The sequence below is a fragment of the Stenotrophomonas veracruzanensis genome, from assembly GCF_032911525.1.
Lineage (GTDB): Bacteria > Pseudomonadota > Gammaproteobacteria > Xanthomonadales > Xanthomonadaceae > Stenotrophomonas > Stenotrophomonas africana.
Genome location: NZ_JAWJTI010000051.1, coordinates 1 through 20,546 on the forward strand (window position 1 = coordinate 1; position 20,546 = coordinate 20,546).

The 20,546-nt window shown below is 68.0% G+C and carries 18 protein-coding genes; 13 read left to right on the top strand and 5 right to left on the bottom strand.

Features of this window, described 5'->3' with window-relative positions:
• Window positions 1–71: 71 nt before the first annotated feature.
• Entirely contained in the window at window positions 72–458 is a 387-nt protein-coding gene (locus R1H25_RS19130; RefSeq protein WP_317224366.1) for a DUF4440 domain-containing protein, read from the bottom strand.
• On the bottom strand, window positions 458–1,816 hold the full coding sequence (locus tag R1H25_RS19135) for an MFS transporter (RefSeq protein WP_317224367.1): 1,359 nt from the start codon (window positions 1,814–1,816) through the stop codon (window positions 458–460). The genes R1H25_RS19130 and R1H25_RS19135 overlap by 1 nt, the downstream gene beginning before the upstream one ends.
• A gap of 105 nt (window positions 1,817–1,921) precedes the next feature.
• Between R1H25_RS19135 and R1H25_RS19140 the strand changes: the two genes are divergently transcribed.
• Window positions 1,922–2,827, top strand: coding sequence for a LysR family transcriptional regulator (locus R1H25_RS19140; RefSeq protein ID WP_317224368.1), 906 nt, complete (start codon window positions 1,922–1,924; stop codon window positions 2,825–2,827).
• A 122-nt stretch (window positions 2,828–2,949) separates the two neighbouring features.
• Here R1H25_RS19140 and R1H25_RS19145 read toward each other — a convergent pair whose 3' ends face one another.
• The gene (locus tag R1H25_RS19145; protein WP_317224369.1) at window positions 2,950–5,745 is read right to left on the bottom strand and encodes a glycoside hydrolase family 3 C-terminal domain-containing protein; all 2,796 of its coding nucleotides are present in this window, start codon (window positions 5,743–5,745) and stop codon (window positions 2,950–2,952) included.
• 337 nt (window positions 5,746–6,082) lie between these two features.
• Here R1H25_RS19145 and R1H25_RS19150 point away from each other — a divergent pair, with 337 nt between their 5' ends.
• The gene (locus tag R1H25_RS19150) at window positions 6,083–6,517 is read left to right on the top strand and encodes a VOC family protein (protein ID WP_021204492.1); all 435 of its coding nucleotides are present in this window, start codon (window positions 6,083–6,085) and stop codon (window positions 6,515–6,517) included.
• Between the two features lie 272 nt (window positions 6,518–6,789).
• The gene (locus R1H25_RS19155) at window positions 6,790–7,494 is read left to right on the top strand and encodes an AraC family transcriptional regulator (RefSeq protein ID WP_317224370.1); all 705 of its coding nucleotides are present in this window, start codon (window positions 6,790–6,792) and stop codon (window positions 7,492–7,494) included.
• A gap of 9 nt (window positions 7,495–7,503) precedes the next feature.
• Here the strand turns inward: R1H25_RS19155 and R1H25_RS19160 are convergent, their stop codons facing one another.
• Window positions 7,504–8,382, bottom strand: a complete 879-nt coding sequence (locus R1H25_RS19160; protein WP_317224371.1) for a sterol desaturase family protein — start codon at window positions 8,380–8,382, stop codon at window positions 7,504–7,506.
• 185 nt (window positions 8,383–8,567) lie between these two features.
• Here R1H25_RS19160 and R1H25_RS19165 point away from each other — a divergent pair, with 185 nt between their 5' ends.
• The 7 genes from R1H25_RS19165 to R1H25_RS19195 all read left to right on the top strand — a co-directional run bounded on the left by R1H25_RS19165 (window position 8,568) and on the right by R1H25_RS19195 (window position 17,337).
• Window positions 8,568–9,473, top strand: coding sequence for a LysR family transcriptional regulator (locus R1H25_RS19165; RefSeq protein WP_317224372.1), 906 nt, complete (start codon window positions 8,568–8,570; stop codon window positions 9,471–9,473).
• 92 nt (window positions 9,474–9,565) lie between these two features.
• Entirely contained in the window at window positions 9,566–10,216 is a 651-nt protein-coding gene (locus R1H25_RS19170) for a DsbA family protein (RefSeq protein WP_043035201.1), read from the top strand.
• Between the two features lie 35 nt (window positions 10,217–10,251).
• Entirely contained in the window at window positions 10,252–11,259 is a 1,008-nt protein-coding gene (locus tag R1H25_RS19175) for a cyclase family protein (RefSeq protein WP_317224373.1), read from the top strand.
• A 218-nt stretch (window positions 11,260–11,477) separates the two neighbouring features.
• A complete protein-coding gene (imuA, locus tag R1H25_RS19180) occupies window positions 11,478–12,092 on the top strand; it encodes a translesion DNA synthesis-associated protein ImuA (protein ID WP_057501426.1) in 615 nt (204 codons plus the stop codon).
• A 9-nt stretch (window positions 12,093–12,101) separates the two neighbouring features.
• Window positions 12,102–13,511 carry a DNA polymerase Y family protein gene (locus tag R1H25_RS19185; RefSeq protein WP_317224374.1) on the top strand — a complete coding sequence of 470 codons (1,410 nt, stop codon included), beginning with the start codon at window positions 12,102–12,104 and terminating at the stop codon, window positions 13,509–13,511.
• Window positions 13,512–13,517: 6 nt separating this feature from the next.
• Entirely contained in the window at window positions 13,518–16,628 is a 3,111-nt protein-coding gene (locus tag R1H25_RS19190) for an error-prone DNA polymerase (protein ID WP_317224375.1), read from the top strand.
• A 202-nt stretch (window positions 16,629–16,830) separates the two neighbouring features.
• Window positions 16,831–17,337: a hypothetical protein gene (locus tag R1H25_RS19195; protein ID WP_019336451.1), complete on the top strand. Its 507-nt coding sequence runs from the start codon at window positions 16,831–16,833 to the stop codon at window positions 17,335–17,337.
• Window positions 17,338–17,455: 118 nt separating this feature from the next.
• Here the strand turns inward: R1H25_RS19195 and ptsJ are convergent, their stop codons facing one another.
• Window positions 17,456–18,742, bottom strand: coding sequence for a transcriptional regulator PtsJ (gene ptsJ / locus R1H25_RS19200; RefSeq protein ID WP_317224376.1), 1,287 nt, complete (start codon window positions 18,740–18,742; stop codon window positions 17,456–17,458).
• A gap of 76 nt (window positions 18,743–18,818) precedes the next feature.
• Here ptsJ and R1H25_RS19205 point away from each other — a divergent pair, with 76 nt between their 5' ends.
• The 3 genes from R1H25_RS19205 to R1H25_RS19215 are packed head-to-tail and all read left to right on the top strand — an operon-like array spanning window position 18,819 to window position 20,511.
• A complete protein-coding gene (locus R1H25_RS19205) occupies window positions 18,819–19,592 on the top strand; it encodes a YggS family pyridoxal phosphate-dependent enzyme (protein WP_317224377.1) in 774 nt (257 codons plus the stop codon).
• Window positions 19,589–20,290 (top strand): glutamine amidotransferase, encoded by a 702-nt coding sequence (locus R1H25_RS19210; RefSeq protein ID WP_049449258.1) that lies wholly within the window; start codon window positions 19,589–19,591, stop codon window positions 20,288–20,290. Before R1H25_RS19205 ends, R1H25_RS19210 begins: the two co-directional genes overlap by 4 nt.
• Window positions 20,287–20,511 carry a hypothetical protein gene (locus R1H25_RS19215; protein ID WP_049449260.1) on the top strand — a complete coding sequence of 75 codons (225 nt, stop codon included), beginning with the start codon at window positions 20,287–20,289 and terminating at the stop codon, window positions 20,509–20,511. Before R1H25_RS19210 ends, R1H25_RS19215 begins: the two co-directional genes overlap by 4 nt.
• The last annotated feature ends 35 nt before the right edge of the window (window positions 20,512–20,546 follow it).

Sequence of the window (20,546 nt, forward strand, 5' to 3'; positions counted from 1 at the left end):
GGCCGTTGGCCGGCAACTTCATGATCCCGGGGTGCGTTACGCGGTTGCCGGCCAGCGGCCGGCACTACCGGTCAGGCCACCGGCACTTCATGCAGCGCCAACCAGCGCCAGCGACCCTGCTCCTGCCGCAGCACGGCCAACGATTCGCGCCATGTGAGCTGACCGCTAGCGAGCGAATGCCCTTCGCGATAGCGCAGCACCGCCAGCGGTGATGGCGCTTCCACCGCCTGCACGGCGTCGATGGAAATCTGCAGTCCTGGACGCGCGCCATGACCGCCCGCGAACAGTGCCTGCACGGCCTTCCGGTCCAGCCTGCGACCCGCGATGCCGACCATGCTGAAGTCTGCACAGAAGTGCGCCATCAGATCCGCCAGCGCATCGGCGCCGACATCGGCACGGAACCAGGCCTGCAGCTTGTCGTGCAGGTGGTGGACTTCATGTTCTGCGGTGATATCCATCAGGCATTCTCGGGTTGCGAAAGGGAAACAGAGTGCGAGTGGCGCAACAGCGCCATCGGCAACAGCGTCATTGCGGCGGCAAGACCCAGCGCCACGCTGGTGGCGCGTGCCGGCAGCCACTGCATGGCCAGCGCCAGCAACAGCGCAATGGCGGCAGTACCAAGGCAGAAACTGAACTGACGGTTGAGGTTCCAAAGGGCACTGGCATCGCCCAGCGCTTCACCCTCCACGCCGTGGAAAGCCAGCGTCTGCGCGGTACTGCTGCACAGGCTGCCACCGGCGCCCATCAGCGCGAACAACAGCGCGGCCAAGGCGAAGGCCGGCTGCGGCAACAGCGCCATCAACAGCAGGCCGCTGGCCTGCAGCAGCATGCCGGCACGCAGTACCGTGGCCGGGCCGAAGCGAGCCAGCAGGCGCTTGCTGGCGGTGATCGCAATGGCCGAGGCCAGCGCCCAGGGCAGCATCAACGCGCCGATGCGTGCCGCGCTGTAGCCGGCCTGGTGCAGCTGCAGGGTACTGACCAGCTGGCTGCCGATGAATACACCGGGTACGGCCAGATAGATCAGCATCGCCAGCCGCAGCCCGCGATGGGACAACAGCGACCAGCGCAGCAGTGGCTGCGCCTGCTGCCGTGCATGTCGCAGGTGGGCCGCCGCCAACAGCATTGCGATCAACAGCAGTACGGCACCGGCGGCCCGATGACCGGGTTCACCCAGCCAGGTCAACGCCAGCAGCAGCACGCCCAGCGCCAGCATCGCGGTGGACAGCGCATAGGCCTGCAGGCGCGGCGCACTGCGCGCGCCATCGGTCGGCATCCAGGCCAGCACCAACCCGATCGCCACCACCGCCACGGGCAGGCTGGCCCAGAGCACGCCGCGCCAGGACAACCACTGCACCAGCAGCCCGCCCAGCGCGGGCGCCAGTGCCGGCACCAGCAGCGCCACCAGCAGGATGCGCCGGGTCAACGCACCACGCTGCTCGGGCGTGCACTGGCGGTAGGCCGCGGCCTGGGCCACTGGAATCAGCAGGCCGCCGGCCAGCCCCTGCAGCAGGCGCCAGCCCAGCAGCCAGCCGATCCCCGGTGCTGCGCCGGCCAGCGCAGCGGCAACCGCGAACAACAGCAACGCCACCAGCAGCAGGCGACGCTCGCCGCAGCGCGCAGCCAGCCAGGGCGCCAGCGGAATCACCACGCTCAGGCCCAGCATGTAGGCGGTGCCGACCCATGCCAGGGTACCGACATCAGCGTGCAGTTCCGCTGCCAGTGCCGGATAGGCCACCGTGGCGATGAACATGTTGACCAGATCCAGTGCGAACACCAGCAGGAAGATCGCCTCATGGCGCAGGCGGGGGGACGGCATCGGCGGCGCTCCAGCGGAGAAGTCGCCAGCATGCCGTGCGGGCCTTGTTGGAAAAACACGACGACAGCTGCAACACTGTCAAATCTGTTTTGACAATGGATCGCCATGGTCAGCCTCGACCGCTTCGATATCTTCCGCGCCGTGGTCGAGGCCGGCAGCCTGACCGCCGCCGCCGATCGCCTCGGCCTCAGCCGCGCGGTGGTCAGCTTCAACCTGAAGCGGCTGGAACAGGAGCTGGGCGTGACCCTGCTGCTGCGCAGTACCCGCCATCTGGCGCTGACCGAGGCCGGTGAACAGTTCCTGCAGCACTGCGTGCAGGCACTGGATGCCGCACAGGCAGCCATCGATGCCGCGCGGCGCGACCAGCATCAGCTGCAGGGCGTACTGCGCCTGACCACTACTCCGGAATACGCGCAGCTGCGCCTGATCGCAGCGCTGGAGGCCTTCCGTGCGCGGCACCCGGCGCTGCAGCTGCACCTGTCGACCTCACCGGCACCGGCCGACCTGATTCCCGAACGTTTCGACCTGGCCATCCGCCTGGGCCGCCTGCCGGATTCAGGCCTGCATGCCAGCGAACTGGAACGGCATCCGCTGTGCGCGGTGGCCGCGCCCTCGTTGCTGGCCCGGCTGCCCTCCGCGGATGCAGCCGATGACCCGGTGCAGCTGGGCGCCCTGCCCCGCCTCGGCTACCCGCGCCTGGCCGATGTACCGGTGGTGGCGCCGGATGGCAGCGACGCATTGTTCGCCACCAACCCGGGCAATGCGGTGGTGCGCGTAGATGGTGCCAGCAGCCTGCGTGCCTTCGCCGTGGCCGGCGCCGGGGTCACCGTGCTGCCACGCTGGCTGATCGAGGACGACCTGGCCCAGGACCGGCTGCGACCGGTACTTCGCCAGCACCGCTTCCCGCAGCAGAGCGTGTACGCGGTTTACCCGCACAGCGCGCAGCCCTCACCAAAGGTACGGCAGCTGATCGATTTCCTGCGCGACCGGTTTGTCAGCCCGCCGGTGTAGAGCCGAGCCCATGCTCGGCTGCTCGTCGGCTCAGCCTTCACTGTTCATCAGCCGAGCGTTGGCTCGGCTCTACAGAAGCAGCACAAACAGACACGGCCCTGTGCGGGCCGTGTCTTCAGGCATCAGCGCAGCACCTGCTCCACCAGCTGCACGTCCACCGTCTGCAGCGGCTCGGCCGCATTGCGCGACAGCTGCACCTGGTAGGTGCCGCCGTCGATCTTCCACTGGCGCGCCTGTGCATCGTAGTGGGCCAGGGTCTTCGGCTCGGCTTCGATGCGGATGCGGCGCTGTTCGCCCGGCTGCAGGTTCACCTTGTCATAGCCGATCAGGCGGATCGGCGTGGTGCTGCCGGCGGGCAGCTTCAGGTACAGCTGGGCCACATCGGCACCGGCGCGCTTGCCGGTGTTGCGGATGTCGACGCTGGCAACCAGGCGCGAGCCTTCCACGCTCACCTTGAGGTTGTCATAGGCGAACGAGGTGTAGGACAGGCCATGACCGAACGCGAAGGTGGGCGTCAGGCCCTTGGCCGCCATCCACTTGTAGCCGACGTTGGCGCCCTCGATATCGAAATCGAACACATCACCGAACGGCTTGGCCGGCTTGAAACCGAGGCCGTCGATGTACGGGCGCGGCAGCTGCGATTCGTCCGTCACCCAGGTCACCGGCAGGCGGCCCGACGGATTGACCTGGCCGGTCAGCAGCGCGGCAATGCCTTCGCCACCGCGGATGCCCGGGTACCAGGCCTGCAGCATCGCCGGCACCTGCGCCAGCCACGGCGTGCGCACCGGGCCATTGGTTTCCAGCACCAGCACGGTCTTCGGGTTGGCCTTGGCCACCGCCGAGATCAACGCGTCCTGGTTGTCAGGCAGCTGCATGTCCGGCAGGTCCACCGATTCGGCGGCCCACTGGGTAGCGAACACGATGGCCACGTCGGCCTGTGCTGCTGCCTTGGCCGCAGCGGCGGCATTGGTGCCATCCACATACGCAATGGTCGCGTCCGGGCGCGCCGCACGCAGCGATTCCAGCGGCGAGGACGGGTGGAAGATCACCGGGCCCGGCCAGGTGGTCGGCATCACGCCCGGTACCGCGTTGGTGCCCTTGGCGGTCACCCCCACCATCGACGAACCACCACCACCGATCACGCCCTTGTCGGCATGGCCGCCGATGATGACGATGCGCTTCACGCTGTCGGCCAGCGGCAGCAGGTTGCCTTCATTGCGCAACAGCACGCTGCCCTCTTCCACCGTCCGCTGGGCAACAGCGAAGCCGGCCTCGGCATCGACCTTCTGGTGCTGCGGCGGGTTGTCGAAATTGCCGTGCAGGAACATCGTGCGCAGGATGCGCGCCACCATGTCGTTCAGGCGCGCCTGCGGCACCACACCGCCGTGCACGGCCAGACGCAGCGGCTCATCGAAGAACACCGCCGCATCGAACACTTCACCGGCCGACTGCTGGTCCAGGCCGGCCAGCGCCGCCTTCGAACCGCTGTGCACGCCGCCCCAGTCGGACATCACGAAACCGGGGAACTTCCATTCCTGCTTCAGCACCTGGTTCATCAGGTAGCCGTTTTCGCAGCCGTAGGTGCCGTTGATCTTGTTGTACGAGCACATCGCCACGCCCGGGCGGCCGGCTTCCAGCGCGATTTCGAACGCCAGCAGGTCCGACTCGTGCATGGCCTGTTCGCCGATGCGCACGTCGTGGAAGTTGCGGCGGGTCTCCATGTCGTTCAGCGCGAAGTGCTTCATCGAGGAGATCACGTGCTGGCTCTGCACGCCCTGGATCAGCGCGCCGACCATCGAACCGGCCAGCAGCGGGTCTTCACCGGCGTATTCGAAATTGCGGCCGTTGCGCGGGTCGCGCTGCAGGTTGACGCTGCCCGACAGCAGGATGTTGAAGCGCTGCTGCCATGCCTCGCGGCCCATCGTGGCGCCACCGGCGAAGGCCACTTCGCGGTTCCAGCTGGAGGCGGTGGACGGGCCGGACGGCATGGCGGTGGCGAAGTCACCCGGACGGATACCACCGGGATTGGTCACGCCGACGCCGGCATCGGCCGACTGCTGCGACGGGATGCCCAGGCGCGGCACTGCCGGCACGAAGCCGGCCGAACCGACCGCACCTTCCGGCAACGGGCCACCGTCCTTGCCCAGCCCGAAGTAGCTGTGCAGCATCTGGAACTTCTCATCCTCGGTCATCGCCTTCAGCAGCAGCGCAGCGCGCGCGTCGGCATTGAGGGTGGTGTCCATCCAGGGCTTTTCGCTGTGCTTGTCGGCGGCATAGGCCAGGGTCAGCAGGGTGGCGTGCAGGGTGCTGCCTTCCACCTTGAACGGTGCACTGCTGGCGGCCTGGAAGCCATCGCTGAAATAGCTTGCGTCGGCTTCCAGCGCCACACGCGCCGGATCGAAGCCTGCGGCCTTGGCCGATTCACCGGCCACCGCACCGAGCAGCACCGCCGGTGCACCCAGCCGCGAACGGGTGACCAGTGCCGGCAACTGCGCGGCGCCTGCACCGGCATCGGTATAGACCGCCACCGTGTGGCGCCCATCATCCAGGCGCAGGTAGTTCAGGCCCGGCTGGTCGGGGCCGGATTCAGCGGCGATCGGCAGCCGGGTCAGCACGGCCTGGCCGCGCTGGGTCTGGCCATCGTCCTTGCCGGCAGCAATGAAGCGGTACTCGTAGCCCAGGCCATCGGCCAGCACCTGCAGCGGATCGACCTGACCGATGCCGCGCTGCACCTGGCGCACGCTCACCGCGTCCACGTTCAGGCTCTTCAGCTGGGCTGCCAGGGCCGGCATCGCCTCGGCGTTGGGCGCCTGTTCCAGGGTCAGCACAGTGAACGCGGCGGGGTCGGCCCAGGCCGGGGTGGCCAGTGCGGCGGACAGGGCCAGGGACAGTGCAAGCGGCTTTGTAAACGTTTTCATCGGCAGGCGTAATTCCGTTGCCAAGGCAATCGGTCCAGGGAAAGTGCCGCCGAAGGGTGCAGCGTTCATGCCGCGCAGGGGTTGCCAGGCAACGTCCCACAGGCCGAAGGACGGGCCGGTCTGCGCCTGGGACCCTCCTCCCGGCGTGACAACCTGCCTGTCCGGGCCGCGCAGGGCGACCCAATCCTGTGAAGATTGTGCGAGGGCGTTCACACCTGTCAACAGGACCTAAGTCACAGGGGCAACCCGGCCAGCAGTTATCAGGCCATCACCGGCGGTCATCAGCAGGCCGCGTGGGGCTGCCGATAATGGAGATCCCTGGCCACGAACCGAGCCCATGACCGTCCACCGCGACTTCGACCATCTCTGGCGCGACCGCTGCGATACATCCAGCCAGCGCGCGCCGCGCGTGCTGATCCGGGTGTTCGTGGCACCCGGTGAGCTGGAACGCAGTGTGGCCTTCTACGAGCAACTGCAGGGCGTGGTGGCCGATGCGGGGTTCCCGTTTCCGGAGGCCGGGCTACGTCTGGCGATGGTCGGTGCGTTCCTGCTGATCGAGGGCAGCGAGGCGGCGCTGGCGCCGTTCACTTCGACCACGGGGACACTGCTGGTCGATGACGTTCGGCCCTATCACGACAAACTGGTCGCGGCTGGCGCCGAGATCATCTTCCCGTTGCAGGTGGTACCGACCGGGGCGGCGTTCAATGCGGTACATCCCGATGGCACGGTGGTCGAGTACGTGCATCACCGGCCCGACCCGCACGGGCGGTGAGGGTACGGCCGGGCTGCGCCCGGCACCCACAGAGGCAACAGCCGAAGCAAAAGCGGGTTTCCTGTGGGATGGCGGGGTGGGTCCGGTTGCGGGGGACGCCGTGAATCCGTCCCTGGAGGCTCGGTCGCGCCATCCATGGCGCTCACGCCCCCGCAACCGGACCCCACCCCGCCTTCGACAGTTTCTCGCAACCTGCAGTAGATCCACGCCATGCGTGGATGCTCTTCGTTTCGTTGTCGAAATATTCGATTTCGATGGAGATTCATCCACGCATGGCGTGGATCTACAATCCCCCCATGTCCTCCCTCGCCCTGCCCTGGAATGGCACGTTGCTGCTGGATGCGCACGCCGCCGTGCTTCACGGTCATGCCGGTGACAGCGCCGCGCACGCGCACTACGCCCATCAACTGCTGCTCAGCGACGGCGCACCCTGGCAGGTCGAAGCCGATGGCGTACGGCAGCAGGGCCAACGGCTGTGGTTGCCCTCCTTCCAGACGCACGCGATCCTGTCGGCGCCGGAAGCAGGCTGCACGGTGTTCCTCGAACCCGCGCATGCCAATCCCGAACAGATCCAGCAGCACCTGCACTCGCTGCCCGGCACTGCGATGGAACTGCACGACTGGCTTCCACGACTGAGCCGCCCGCAACCGCTGGACCGCCGCGTGCAGGCGGCGTTGGCCCGTATCGCCCAGCACCTGCCTGGCCCGGTGCCGGCTTCCGACATTGCCGCAGCCGCGCATCTGTCGACCAGCCAGCTGCACCGGCGTTTCCAGTCCGAGCTGGCGGTCACCCTGCGCGGCTGGGTGCTGTGGCAACGGCTGCGCAACGCGCTCATGCATCATCTGCGCGGGCACAACCTGACCGACAGTGCGCATGCCGCTGGATTCGCCGATCTGGCCCATCTGTCACGCAGCCTGCGCCGCATGTTCGGCATCGGTGCCGCGCAGCTGCAGGGCCTGCAGCTGCACGCGGCCTGACACGGCCCATCATCCGCGCCTGCGCAGACCTTCCGGCAGCTCCGGCACCTCGCCATGCGGCAGTTCGCGGAACGGCGCCAGCAGCTGCCCCGGATAGTCGCGCGGATAGTCCGGTTGGCTGCCGATGCCGAGGTCGCGCTGCTGCAATCGATAGCCTGGCGCGTCGAAGACGGTCCCCAGCAGATGATCCCAGACGGTCAGGAACAGGCCGAAGTTGACGTCGCCAGCGGTGCCGTAACGCATGTGATGGAAGCGGTGCAGCGGCGCCCATGCCATCACCCGGCCCAGCAGGCCGGGACGCATGTCCACGTTGGAGTGCTGCAGCAGCAGCTGGATGGCAATGGCGAGGGCCAGCACCGCAGCGACCGGCATCGGCAGGCCCAACAGCAGCAGCGGCAGTACGCCGCCCACCGCTTCGGCCGCCTGGTGCAGCGGGTGTTTCATCAGGCCGTTGAAGCCGTACATGCGGGTGACGCTGTGATGCACGGCATGCAGGCGCCATAGCCAGCCGATGCGATGGCTGGCGTAGTGCACCAGGGTGATGCCGAGATCAGCGCAGACGATGGCCAGCAGCACCTGCAGCGCGAATGGCCACTGCAGCGGCCAGGCCTGCCATGGAATGATTGCCGCCAGCAGCGGCACCGCCGTGATCGACAGCAGGTTCAGGCTTTCATTGACCAGTGCATGCAGGGTGTCACGCAGGCTGTCGCCGTGGTCGTGGTTGAACGCGGGATCGTACGGCCAGGCCCGCTCGGCGACGAACGAGACCGCGATGGCGGCCGCCAGCAAGGCCAGCAGCCACAACGGATCACCGTGACAGTGGCCGACCCAGACGACGGCAGTGGCAACGAAACCCAGCAGGAACAGTGGGGCATACAGGCGGAGCATCCAGTGCTTCATGGGCAACCCGGAAAGTGAGGGGCCTGCATGCTGGCGTGGCATGCGGGTTGGCGGCTTGAACAAACGGCGCAAGCGCGTGCCGCGGGTGGATGCCGAGCTTGGTCGGCGCCGTGTTCCTGTATCCACGCACGGCGCGGCTCTACAATGGCGCCCTCATCGCGCCCGGGGCCGGCATGGATTCCTTCAACCTGATGCGTGCCTTCCGCCGCATCGTCGAACGCGGTGGGCTGGCCCGTGCCGCCGAAGACCTCGGCATGTCGCCGGCCGGCCTGAGCAAGCAGTTGCGCACGCTGGAAGCGCATCTGGGCGTGGTACTGCTGCAGCGGACCACGCGGCGCATGAGCCTGACCGAAACCGGCCACGCCTATTACCGCGAATGCTGCCGCCTGCTCGACGAACTGGAGGCGCTGGAACGCGGCATCGCCGAACAGCGCGGCGACGTGGCCGGGCGCCTGCGCGTGAACGCGCCGCAGTCGTTCGCGCTGAGTACGTTGTCGCCGTTGCTGCCACGCTTCCTGCAGCAGCATCCGCGGCTGTCACTGGACCTGGTGATGGAAGACCGCCTGCTCGACGCGGTCGGCGAAGGTTTCGATGTGTCGCTGCGGCTGCGTGCCGAGCTGGATGATTCACGCCTGGTGGCACGCCGGCTGGCCTCGCTGCAGCAGGTGCTGTGCGCGGCCCCGTCCTACCTGCGGCAGCATCCGGCACCGCAGGCGGTGGACGATCTGCAGGCGCACAGCGTGCTGGCCTACAGCCTGTCCGACTCCCCCGGCAGCTGGCCGCTGCACGGCCCGGATGGCCAGGTGACGATCACCCTGCCAGCGCGCGTCACCGTCAACAACAGCCTGCTGCTGCGCGACCTGCTGGTGGCCGGCATGGGCATCGGCGCCCTGCCCTCGTTCCTGGCGGCACCGGCGCTGGCCCGTGGCGAACTGCAGCAGGTGCTGCCCGACCACCGCTATCCGCCGCGCTTCGTGCATGCGGTCTATCCCACGTCGCGTCACCTGCAGCCCAAGGTACGCGCCTTCATCGATTTCCTGCACGCCGAGCTGCCCGGCTGCGCCGGCCTGGATTCGTAACCGCCAGCGAAAACTGAGCTGCCCGCCGCGTGCTGTTTCGGCCACGCCGCGCTGCCTAATCTGCCGCCTCCCCTCTCACCAATGGCAGGCAGATGTCTTCCGTTCCTTCCCCCGCCACCGCCGCGCCGGTGGTCGATTTCTTCCACGACGTGGTCTGTGGCTGGTGCTTCGTGCTGGCCCCGCGCCTGCAGCAGGTCTCGGCCGAACTCGGCATCCAGGTGCGCCACCGCAGCTTCGTGCTGCAGGACTCGCGCGCGCAGATGGTCGAGGTGTTCGGCTCGATGGAGCGCGCCAAGGCGATCATCCTGCGCCACTGGACCGACTGCGCCGCGCATGAAGACACCGCGCGCATCGATATCGAAGGCATGCGCGCACAGGACTTCGAGTATCCGTCCGGCTGGCTCGGCGCACTGGCCTGCCAGGCCGCCGGCATGCTCGGTGGCAACGACGCCCATGGCGCGATGTTCGATGCCGTGCAGTGGGCGCACCTGCACCAGCACCGCAACATCGGCGATGCCGAAGTCCTGCTGGATATCGCCGAATCGCTGGGTCATCCACGTGGCGCCTTCGCTGACCACATGCGCAGCGACGCAGTACGCCAGCGCGTGCAGGCCGACCGTGCCGAAGCCGCGACCCTCGGCATCCGTTCCATTCCCACCGTGATCGGCGGCAACGGCCTGCGCCTGCAGACCCTGCCGCTGCCACACCTGCGCCAGGCCCTGGCGCCCCTGGTCGCGGCCTGAGCCGCACCGCCCCCCACCCTGCAAGGAGATTCCCCATGACCCCACGTACCCTGGTCACCGCGCTGGCCCTGCTGCTGGCCGGCACCACCGCTTCCACCACCGTGTCCGCGCACGAACGCGTTCCCTCCGGCCAGCAGGTCGGCACCAGCCCCTGGGGGCCGAAGGACGAGATCGGCCGCCTCAACCTGATCACCGAGTCCTCGCGTGCGGCGATCCTGTCGCGGGTCAGCGGCGGCAAGGCCTATGACCTGGCCACCGACTACTACGTCGGCATGCCCAGCTGGCAGGATGCCGGCGACCCGCACTACCAGTTCTGGATGACCCACACCCCGCGCGGCACGGTGATGGATGATCCGATGGGCGTGGGTGAAACCATGAACCTCACCCGCAGCTACACCGGCACCGCGTTCTCGATGTACAGCCATACCGGCACCCACATCGATGCGCTGAACCACTTCGGCATCCACGGAAAGATCTGGAACGGCTTCGAGGCCGACAAGCATCTTGGCGACCGTGGCTGGAATGTCACCGGCATCGAGAAGTTCCCGCCGCTGATCGCGCGTGGCGTGCTGATCGACGTGGCCGCCGCCAAGGGCGTGGACATGCTGCCGGACAGCTACCGCGTCACCCGCCAGGACCTGAAGGATGCGCTGGCACGCCAGAAGGTGAAACTGCAGCAGGGCGACGTGGTGCTGATCCGCACCGGCCGCATGCGCCTGTTCGAACAGCCCAAGGCCTACATGGCCAACCCGCCGGGCATGGGTCTGGACGCGGCACGCTTCCTGGTCGAGGACAGCGGCGCGATGATCGTCGGTGCCGACAACCTCAGCTTTGAGACCTTCCCCTCGGAGGTGTCCGACGACTACGTGCCGCTGCACACCTACCTGCTGGCCCAGCAGGGCGCGCCGATCATCGAGCTGGTGGCGCTGGACGAACTGGCCCGCGACAAGGTCTACGAGTTCGCCTTCATCGGCGGCCCACTGAAGATCCGCGGTGGCGATGCCGCGCCGCTGCGTCCGGTGGCGCTGCCAGTCCGCCCGTAACCGGGCCTGTGGGTGCCGACCCTGGTCGGCACTCCTTACCCCCTTCAGCAACCTGAAACCGGACCCTCCGATTTCATTAGTAATTCTACTCACAAGGCGAGTAGCATGTCCGGTCTCAGCCCCTGATACCGGCCTGTCGATACTCGCGCCATGCCCGCCGTTTCCGCCCGTTCCTGCCGCTTCCAGCCCACCCGGCGCCTCCTCTGGAGGACCGGCTGATGGGTGCGGTCGTCGCCCTCGACCGGCTGCTGGACGGGCGCCAACTGTGGCGCGGCCCGGCCCGCCAGGGGCCGGCCAGCGACCACCTGGCCAGCGGCCACCCGGCACTGGACGCACGCCTGCCCGGCGGTGGCTGGCCCACCAGCGGGCTATGCGAGGTACTGCAGGCGGCGCCCGGCGTCGGTGAGCTGGCGCTGGTCTGGCCAGCGCTGGCCAGGCTGAGCCAGCGCGACCGCCCGATCGTGCTGGTCGCCCCCCCCTATCGCCCGCATGCCCCGGCCTGGGCCGCGGCCGGGCTGGATCTGGCCCAGCTGCAGATCATCCACGCTGCGCCGAAGCAGGCGCTGTGGGCCGCCGAACAATGCCTGCGCTCTGCCGCCTGCGCGGCGGTGCTGTGCTGGCCGCACCAGGCCGACGATCGCGCCCTGCGCCGGCTGCAGGTCGCCGCCGACAGCGGCCAGTGCCTGGGCTTCGTGTTCCGCGAGGCGCAGGCAGCGCGCAACCCCTCCCCGGCCAGCCTGCGCCTGCAGCTCGACCACGGCCAGGTGCGGGTGCTGAAGTGCCGAGGCGGCCTGCCGCCGGCGCAGCCGTTGCCGCTGGCCATCGCCCACTGAGGTCGCGCCATGCACTGGGCCTGCCTGTTGTTGCCGCAGCTGGCGCTGGACAGCGTGCTGCGCCTGCAGCCGGATCCGCAGCGGCCACTGGTGCTGCTGCAGGGGCCGGCACAGCGTCGCGTACTGCGTGCGGTCAGCCCGTCGGCACGCGCAGCGGGGCTGCGTCCGGGCATGCTGCTGTCGGCTGCGCAGGTGCTGGTGCAGGACATGCACCTGCACGATTACGATCCCAACGCCGAACAGCACACCCGGCAGCTGCTGGCCAGCTGGGCCTACGCCTACAGCTCGCAGGTCAGCCTCGATTTCCCGCATGCACTGGTGCTGGAGATCGGCGCCAGCCGCGCCCTGTTCGGTGACTGGCTGACGATCCAGCAGCGGCTGCGCAACGAACTGCACGAACTCGGCTTCCGTCACCGCCTGGTGGCCGCACCGACCCCACATGCCGCGCGCGTGCTGGCCAACGTCCACGACGGCCTCGGCATCGATGCACAGCAACTGCCGGCCGCGCTGGCGCAGTTGCCCCTGCCGCGCTGCGGCCTGCCCAACGAGGCGGTGACGGTGCTCGGCCGCTCCGGCCTGCGCACGCTGGGCGCAGTGCTCGAGCTGCCGCGCGACAGCCTGGCCCGGCGCTTTGCCCCCGAGGTTCTGCAGCAGCTGGATGCACTGCGCGGGCTACCCACCGCGCCACTGCGCTACTACCAGCCACCGGACCGTTTCGATGCACGCATCGAATTCGAGTACGAGATCGAATCCAGCCAGGCCCTGTTGTTCCCGCTGCGTCGCCTGCTGCTGGACCTGGCAGCGTTCCTGTGTTCGCGCGATGGCGGCGTGCAGCGCTTCGACCTGCATTTCGAGCATGACCTGCTGCCGGCCAGCGTGTTGACCATCGGCCTGCTGGCCCCCGAACGCGATCCCGCGTTGCTGTTCGAAATTGCACGCAACCGCATGGAGGCTTTCGCCCTGCCCGCAGGCAGCCGCGCACTGCGCCTGCAGGCCGAGCAGCTGCCACCGTTCGTACCGGCCGCGCGTGACCTGTTCGATACCCGGCCAGCACAGGCGATGCCCTGGAACCAGCTGCGCGAGCGCCTGCGCGCGCGGCTGGGCGATGACGCCGTGCAGCCGCTGGCAGTGCAGGCCGACCATCGCCCCGAACGCGCCAATGGCAGCCAGCCAGCGGCCAAGCCACCGGCATACTGGCCGCTGCGCCCCGGCTGGCTGCTGGATACGCCGCAACCGCTGCGTGATCCGAGGCTGCGCATCGTCACCGGACCGGAGCGGATCGAATCGGGCTGGTGGGACCAGGCCGACGCACGCCGCGACTACTACGTGGTGGAAACCGCGCATGGCCAGCGCGGCTGGGCTTTCCGTGACCGCAACGATCCACATGCGCCGTGGATGCTGCACGGCTGGTTCGGCTGAGCCGCCATGCACAGCGAACTGCCCGGCTACGCCGAACTGCACTGCCTGTCGGCCTTCAGTTTCCAGCGCGGCGCTTCGATCGCCGAAGAACTGTTCGCACGCGCCGCCGGCCAAGGCTATCGCGCGTTGGCGATCACCGACGAATGCTCGCTGGCCGGCATCGTGCGTGCCTGGCAGGCGGCGAAGACGCATGGCGTGGCGCTGATCGTCGGCGCCGAACTCCAGGTCGAGGACGGACCCAAGCTGGCCCTGCTGTGCACCGACCAGGCCGCCTATGCAGGGCTCTGCCAGTTGATCACCACCTGCCGGCGGCGCGCGGCCAAGGGCGAGTACCGCTGCCTGCGCGAGGACCTGCTCGGCCTGCCCGACGGCCTGCTGTGCCTGTGGCTGGACCGTCAACCGGCGGCCACCGACCTGGAACTGCTGCGCGCCGGCTTCGATGATCGCCTGTGGCTGGCGGTGGAACTGCACCACGAACACGACGACGCACGCCGCCTGCAGCAGCTGCAGACCTTTGGCGAACGCCACCGCCTGCCGCTGGTCGCCAGTGGCGATGTGCACATGCACGTGCGACGCCGCCGCGCCCTGCAGGACACGCTGACCGCGATCCGCCACCGTTGCAGCGTGGCCGAAGCCGGCTGGCGCCTGTTTCCCAACGGCGAGCGCCACCTGCGCCCGCGCACCGCGCTGGCCCAGCTGTATCCCGCCGAACTGCTGGCCGAGACCCTGCGCATCGCCGAACGCTGCCACTTCACGCTGGAGCAGCTGCAATACACCTATCCACGCGAGCTGGTGCCCGAAGGCCACGACCCGGACAGCTGGCTGCGCGTGCTGGTCGAGCGTGGCATCCCGTGGCGCTGGAAAGGCGGCATCGAACCGGCGCAACGCAAACAGATCGAGCACGAACTGGCGTTGATCAGGCAGAAGAACTACGCCTCCTACTTCCTCACCGTGCAGGACATCGTGCGCTTCGCGCGCAGCCAGGACATCCTCTGCCAGGGCCGCGGCTCGGCGGCCAACTCCGCGGTGTGCTTCGTGCTGGGCGTAACCGAGATCGACCCGGCACGCAGCAACCTGCTGTTCGAGCGCTTCATCTCCGCCGAGCGCGATGAACCACCGGATATCGACATCGATTTCGAGCACGAGCGCCGCGAGGAAGTACTGCAGTACGTGTTCAAGCGCTATGGCCGCGAGCGCGCGGCACTGACCGCGGTGGCGATCAGCTACCGTGGCCGCAGCGCGATCCGCGACGTCGCCCGTGCGCTCGGCCTGCCGATGGACCAGGTCAACGAACTCGGCGCGGCAATGGATCATTGGGGCGGCAACATCCCACTGCCGGAAACCCTCCGCGAGCGCGGTTTCGATCCGGACACACCCTTGATGCGGCGGCTGCTGGCATTGACCGCCGAGCTGATCGACTTCCCACGCCACCTGTCTCAGCATCCGGGCGGTTTCGTCATCTCCGAGCATCCGCTGTCGACCCTGGTGCCGGTGGAAAACGCGGCGATGGCCGACCGCACCGTCATCCAGTGGGACAAGGACGACCTGGATGCCACCGGCCTGATGAAGGTCGACTGCCTGGCGCTGGGCATGCTCACCGCCATCCGCAAGTGCCTGGCGATGCTGAAACAGCATGGCCTGCATGAAGGACGCATGGATGCGATCCCCGATGAAGACGGCCCGACCTACGACATGATCTGCGCCGCCGACACCATCGGCGTGTTCCAGATCGAGTCGCGCGCGCAGATGGCGATGCTGCCACGCATGCAGCCACGCGAGTTCTATGACCTGGTGATCGAGGTGGCGATCGTGCGACCCGGCCCGATCCAGGGTGACATGGTCCATCCCTACCTTGAGCGGCGGCGGATCCTGCGCGAACAGGGACCGGACGCGTTGAACGACCCGGACAATCCGCTCTACCCACCACAGCTGGAACGCGTGTTCGCACGCACGCTGGGCGTGCCGCTGTTCCAGGAACAGGTGATGCAGCTGGCAGTGGAAGCAGCTGGTTATGAACCCGGCGAAGCCGATGCATTGCGCCGCTCGATGGCCGCCTGGAAGCGTCGTGGCGGCTTGGAACCGCATCGCGAAAAGCTGCTGACGGGCATGTTGAAAAACGGCTTCAGCCTGGAATACGGCGAGCACCTGTTCGAGCAGATCAAGGGGTTCGGTGATTACGGTTTCCCGGAAAGCCACGCGGCCAGCTTCGCCCTGCTCACCTATGCCAGCTGCTGGCTGAAATGCCATCACCCCGCCGCGTTCACCGCCAGCCTGATCAACAGTCAGCCACTGGGTTTCTACAGTCCTGACCAGCTGCTGCAGGACGCGCGCCGGCACGGCATCCGCGTGCTGCCGGTGGACGTGCGCCACAGCGACTGGGACTGCACGCTGGATTTCAGCAAGGGGCCGGCGGCGATCCGGCTCGGCCTGCGTCTGGTCGATGGCTGCAACGAGCCCGCCATGCAGGCCATCATGCGCGAACGTGCACGGCGCCCGTTCGACGATGTGGGCGACCTGTGCCAGCGCACCGCCCTGGATCGCCGCCAGCAGGGCCTGCTGGCCGATGCCGGTGCGCTGCGCGGGCTCAGCGGCCATCGCCATCGTGCACGCTGGGATATCTCCGGCGTGGAAAACCGGCTGCCCCTGTTCGACCAGGCCCGCGCCACCGCCGAAGCCCGCGTGCCATTGCCGCTGCCCAGCGCATGGGAGGACATGCAGGCCGATTACCGCAGCACCGGCACCACCCTTGGCCGCCACCCGATCTCGTTCCTGCGTGCGCAGCTGCGCAGCCGTGGCTGTCTGGATGCCGCACAGCTGGTGGACCACGGTCATGGCCGTCGCGTGCGCATCGCCGGCCTGGTACGCATGCGCCAGCGCCCGCAGACCGCCAGCGGCGTCACCTTCCTCACGCTCGAAGATGAGACCGGCATGGTCAACGCCGTGGTCTGGCGGCACCTGGCCGATCGCCAGCACCGGGTGCTGGTCGATACCCAGCTGATGCAGATCGATGGCCGCCTGGAACGCGTCGATGGTGTGCAGCATGTCATCGTGCAGCGCATGCACTGCCTGGATGAGCTGCTGCAGGGACTGCGCAGCCATAGCCGCGATTTCCACTGACGCCGGGAATCACCGCGTAACGGCCACTGGGTGATGTCGACCAGGTAGAGGTAGAGCCGACTGTCAGTCGACCTGCGCACGTCAGTGCGGGAATTTCCGTGATCTGATCGAACAGCAGTCGACTGACAGTCGACTGACAGTCGACTCTACCCATCCCCTTTTGCATCCGCTATCGTCGGCACATCCAAGGAAGGACGACGCCATGCCCCGCGCACTGCTGCTGACCACGCTGGTGGTCTCCACCCTCGCCCTGCTGGTTTCCGGCTGGACCGCCTGGAGCCTGCATCGCAGCCAATCGCCACAGCGCATCATCGAAGCACGCGGGCTGGTCATCCACGATGCAAGCGGCCAGCCCCGGGTGATCCTCGGCGCACCGGTTCCCGATCCACTCAGCCAGGGCCGCACCCAAGGGCCGCGTGCCACCGCCCTGTCAGGCCTGATCCTGCTCGGCCCCGATGGTTCCGAACGCGGCGGTTACGGCACCAGCGACCGCGGCGGCGAAGCCTTGTTGACTCTGGACGATGCCACCGGCACCACCGAAGTGTTCAAAGTGGTGGCCAACCCGGATCGCGGCGCCAGCCTGATGGTCAAGCACCAGAACAACACCGGCGCCATGCTCACCTCCTGGCAGGGCAAGCCGGAGCTGATGTTCGTCGATGACAGCGGCCAGTCCTATTACGTGCGCCCCGGCGCCAATGCCGCGCCCTGATCTGCTTTTGTAGAGCCTTTACACGCACGGCAGTCGAGCATGGCTCGACTCTACATGACCGGCAGCCGAGCATGGCTCGGCTCTACAAAAGCGAAGCAAAGTCGAGCATGGCTCAGCGCTACACACCGCACACCACCGCCAGGTCATCCGCCAGCTGCCGCAGCTGCGCTGCCCCCAGTGCCGCGCAGGTGATGCGCAGGCCATGCCCCGGCGCCGTCACCGCGAAGACTTCACCCGCCCGCACATGCCATCCGCGCGACGCCAGTGCCAGCACCTGCGGATGGCTGTCGGTTTGCAACGGCAGCCACAGGTTCAATCCTTCCATCGGCTGCGGCGTCGACATGCCGCGCGCGCGCAGCAGCTCCTGCAGCGACTGCAGTCGCTGCTGGTAACGCTCACCTGCCGAGGCGATCTTCGCCCGCTGCGTTGACGACGCCAGCACCGAGGTTGCCGCGTCCTGCAGCAGGTGACTGACCCAGCCGATACCGGATGCCAATCGCAGCCGCAACCGCATCGCGGTTTCTTCATCGCAGGCCAGCCAGGCCAGCCGCAGGTCCGGGCCGAGAGGTTTGGACAACGAGCGCAGCAGCGCCCAGCGCCGGCCATCCAGCGGCAGCACCGAGTGATAGGCCTGCTGCGAGAGCAGCGCGTAGTGATCGTCGACCAGCACTGCCACCTGCGGATAGGCCGCCAGCAACTGGCGCAACGCCCGTGCCCGCTTCGCATCCAGGCTGGCCCCGGTCGGGTTGTGCGCACGCGGGGTCAGCAGCACCGCGCGTGCACCGGCCTCCAGCGCCTGCCGCAGCGATTCGACCTGCATGCCATGTGCATCCACCGCCACCGGCAATGGCGCGTGGCCCACGGCGTTGAGCACGTTGAGGCTGCCGAGGAAGCACGGATCCTCTACCGCGATGCGATCACCCGGCAGCAGCCATGCCGCCAACAGGCGCTCGATGCCATCGACCGCGCCATGGGTCAGCTCCAGCGCATAGCCCTCCGGGCAGTCCGCATCCAGCGAGGCGCGCGCCAGCGCCTGCAACCTCGGGTCGACCGTACCCACGCCATACAGCCGTGGTGCGGCCGGAGCCAGGCGCAGGTTCGGCAGCAGGCGCGGATCCGGGTTGCCACCGGCCAGGTCCTGCAGGGCCAGCCCGGGCGTACTGCCCTCGCGCGCCAGCGTCGGCGGCAGGCCACGCACCACCGTACCGCGGCGACCCGCCGTGCTGGCCAGGCCCGCCGCATCCAGGCGCTTGTAGGCCGCAGCCACGGTGTTGCGGTTCACTCCCAGCTGCTCGGCCAGTTCACGCACCGGCGGCAGCACGCTGCCCGCCGGCAGGCGGCCGTTGCCAATGCCATCACGGATGCTGTCGAAGATCGACTCGGCACTGTGCCCGGTGATTTTCATTTTGTCCTATGCCAAAATATATCTTGTCCTGTGCCAGTGTATCCCACCCTGGCCGCCCTGCATTGGAGGTGCCCGCATGCCCCTTGCCGCTGCCGACTGGCCCGTCGCCCAGTCCGTTGAACAGATCGCCGCCAACCTGATCACGGTGCGTCAACGCATCGCCGATGCCTGCGCCCGCGTCGGCCGGGATCCAGCCAGCGTGCGCCTGCTGCCGGTCAGCAAGACCGTCGACGAAGCCCGCATCCGCATGGCGGTGGCCGCAGGCTGCCACGAACTTGGCGAAAACAAGGTGCAGGAGGCACAACGCAAGGCCGAAACGATGGCCGACCTGGGCGTGCACTGGTCGGTGATCGGCCATCTGCAGACCAACAAGGCGCGCTACGTGGCGCGCTTTGCCAGCGAGTTCCAGGCCTTGGACAGCCTGCGCGTAGCCGAGGCCCTGCAGCAGCGCCTGCAGCTGGAAGCCCGCACCCTGGATGTATTCGTGCAGGTCAACACCTCCGCCGAACCCAGCAAGTACGGTCTGGAACCCGCTGCCGTCGAGGCCTTCGTGCAGCAGCTGCCGGCCTTTGATCGCCTGCACGTGCGCGGCCTGATGACCCTGGCCATCTTCACCCCCGAGGTCGAGCGCGTGCGTGCCTGCTTTGTGCGCCTGCGCGAACTGCGCGACCAGCTGCAACGCACCGCCCCGCCCGGCCTGGACCTGTCGCAGTTGTCGATGGGCATGTCCGGTGATTTCGAAGTGGCCATCGAGGAAGGTGCCACCGTGGTCCGCGTCGGCCAGGCCATCTTTGGTGCACGTGCCACCCCCGACAGCTTCTACTGGCCTAGCAGTGGAGGCCCGGCATGAAGCACGCGGTCGTCCTGCAACATGTGGCTTTCGAAGACCTCGGCACCCTGCAACCGTTGCTGCTGGCGCAGGGCTGGCAGCTGCAGGTGCTGCAGGCTGGTGTAGACGCACTCGATCCGGCCGAAGCGGCTGACCTGCTGGTGGTGCTGGGCGGCCCCATCAGCGTCAATGACACAGAGATCTATCCCTTCGTCAACGACAGCATCACCCTGCTGCAGCGCCGCCTGCGGCAGCAGCGGTCGACTCTCGGCATCTGCCTGGGTGCACAGTTGATGGCACGAGCACTCGGTGCCAGCGTTGCTCCCAGTGGCGGCAAGGAAATCGGCTTTGCGCCACTGCTGCTGACCGATGAAGGCCAGCGTTCACCGCTGCAGTGCCTGCAGGGCATTCCGGTACTGCATTGGCATGGTGAGGCGTTCGAACTTCCGGCCGGTGCACGCCGCCTGGCCAGCACGCCGGCCTGCCGTCACCAGGCGTTCGCCATCGGCCACCACGCACTGGCGCTGCAATGCCATCCGGAACTGGACGCCCGCCAGTTCGAGCGCTGGCTGATCGGCCACACGCTGGAGCTGACCCAGGCCGGCATCGATCCCACCGACCTGCGCGCGCAGGCACGTCGCTATGGCGCACCGCTGGCTGCGGCCGCCACCGCGATGTTCGACCATTGGCTGCAGGATCTACCGGAGACACCGCGATGAATTACCGACTGCAGATCCACCGCGATGGCGCACATTGGGGCCACTTCGACTGCAGCGGCCCCGATGCCCTGCGACGCATGGACGCCATCGCCGCACAGCTGCCTGCCGATCAGGGCTTCCAGCTGAAACGGCAGAAAGGTGTCGGCGAAGAGCGCATCCTGTCCAGCACTGCCGATGGCCTGCGCGTACTGGCTTCGCAGATCCAGTACCGCGACATCTGACACGACGATGGTAGTGCCGGGGGGGGGGGGGGGGG

What these genes read in the sequence shown, in the direction of transcription:
- R1H25_RS19130 (WP_317224366.1), bottom strand. Translation starts at nt 458, where the DNA reads ATGGATATCACCGCAGAACATGAAGTCCACCACCTGCACGACAAGCTG.
- R1H25_RS19135 (WP_317224367.1), bottom strand. Translation starts at nt 1,816, where the DNA reads ATGCCGTCCCCCCGCCTGCGCCATGAGGCGATCTTCCTGCTGGTGTTC.
- R1H25_RS19140 (WP_317224368.1), top strand. Translation starts at nt 1,922, where the DNA reads ATGGTCAGCCTCGACCGCTTCGATATCTTCCGCGCCGTGGTCGAGGCC.
- R1H25_RS19145 (WP_317224369.1), bottom strand. Translation starts at nt 5,745, where the DNA reads ATGAAAACGTTTACAAAGCCGCTTGCACTGTCCCTGGCCCTGTCCGCC.
- R1H25_RS19150 (WP_021204492.1), top strand. Translation starts at nt 6,083, where the DNA reads ATGACCGTCCACCGCGACTTCGACCATCTCTGGCGCGACCGCTGCGAT.
- R1H25_RS19155 (WP_317224370.1), top strand. Translation starts at nt 6,790, where the DNA reads ATGGCGTGGATCTACAATCCCCCCATGTCCTCCCTCGCCCTGCCCTGG.
- R1H25_RS19160 (WP_317224371.1), bottom strand. Translation starts at nt 8,382, where the DNA reads ATGCTCCGCCTGTATGCCCCACTGTTCCTGCTGGGTTTCGTTGCCACT.
- R1H25_RS19165 (WP_317224372.1), top strand. Translation starts at nt 8,568, where the DNA reads ATGGATTCCTTCAACCTGATGCGTGCCTTCCGCCGCATCGTCGAACGC.
- R1H25_RS19170 (WP_043035201.1), top strand. Translation starts at nt 9,566, where the DNA reads ATGTCTTCCGTTCCTTCCCCCGCCACCGCCGCGCCGGTGGTCGATTTC.
- R1H25_RS19175 (WP_317224373.1), top strand. Translation starts at nt 10,252, where the DNA reads ATGACCCCACGTACCCTGGTCACCGCGCTGGCCCTGCTGCTGGCCGGC.
- imuA (WP_057501426.1), top strand. Translation starts at nt 11,478, where the DNA reads ATGGGTGCGGTCGTCGCCCTCGACCGGCTGCTGGACGGGCGCCAACTG.
- R1H25_RS19185 (WP_317224374.1), top strand. Translation starts at nt 12,102, where the DNA reads ATGCACTGGGCCTGCCTGTTGTTGCCGCAGCTGGCGCTGGACAGCGTG.
- R1H25_RS19190 (WP_317224375.1), top strand. Translation starts at nt 13,518, where the DNA reads ATGCACAGCGAACTGCCCGGCTACGCCGAACTGCACTGCCTGTCGGCC.
- R1H25_RS19195 (WP_019336451.1), top strand. Translation starts at nt 16,831, where the DNA reads ATGCCCCGCGCACTGCTGCTGACCACGCTGGTGGTCTCCACCCTCGCC.
- ptsJ (WP_317224376.1), bottom strand. Translation starts at nt 18,742, where the DNA reads ATGAAAATCACCGGGCACAGTGCCGAGTCGATCTTCGACAGCATCCGT.
- R1H25_RS19205 (WP_317224377.1), top strand. Translation starts at nt 18,819, where the DNA reads ATGCCCCTTGCCGCTGCCGACTGGCCCGTCGCCCAGTCCGTTGAACAG.
- R1H25_RS19210 (WP_049449258.1), top strand. Translation starts at nt 19,589, where the DNA reads ATGAAGCACGCGGTCGTCCTGCAACATGTGGCTTTCGAAGACCTCGGC.
- R1H25_RS19215 (WP_049449260.1), top strand. Translation starts at nt 20,287, where the DNA reads ATGAATTACCGACTGCAGATCCACCGCGATGGCGCACATTGGGGCCAC.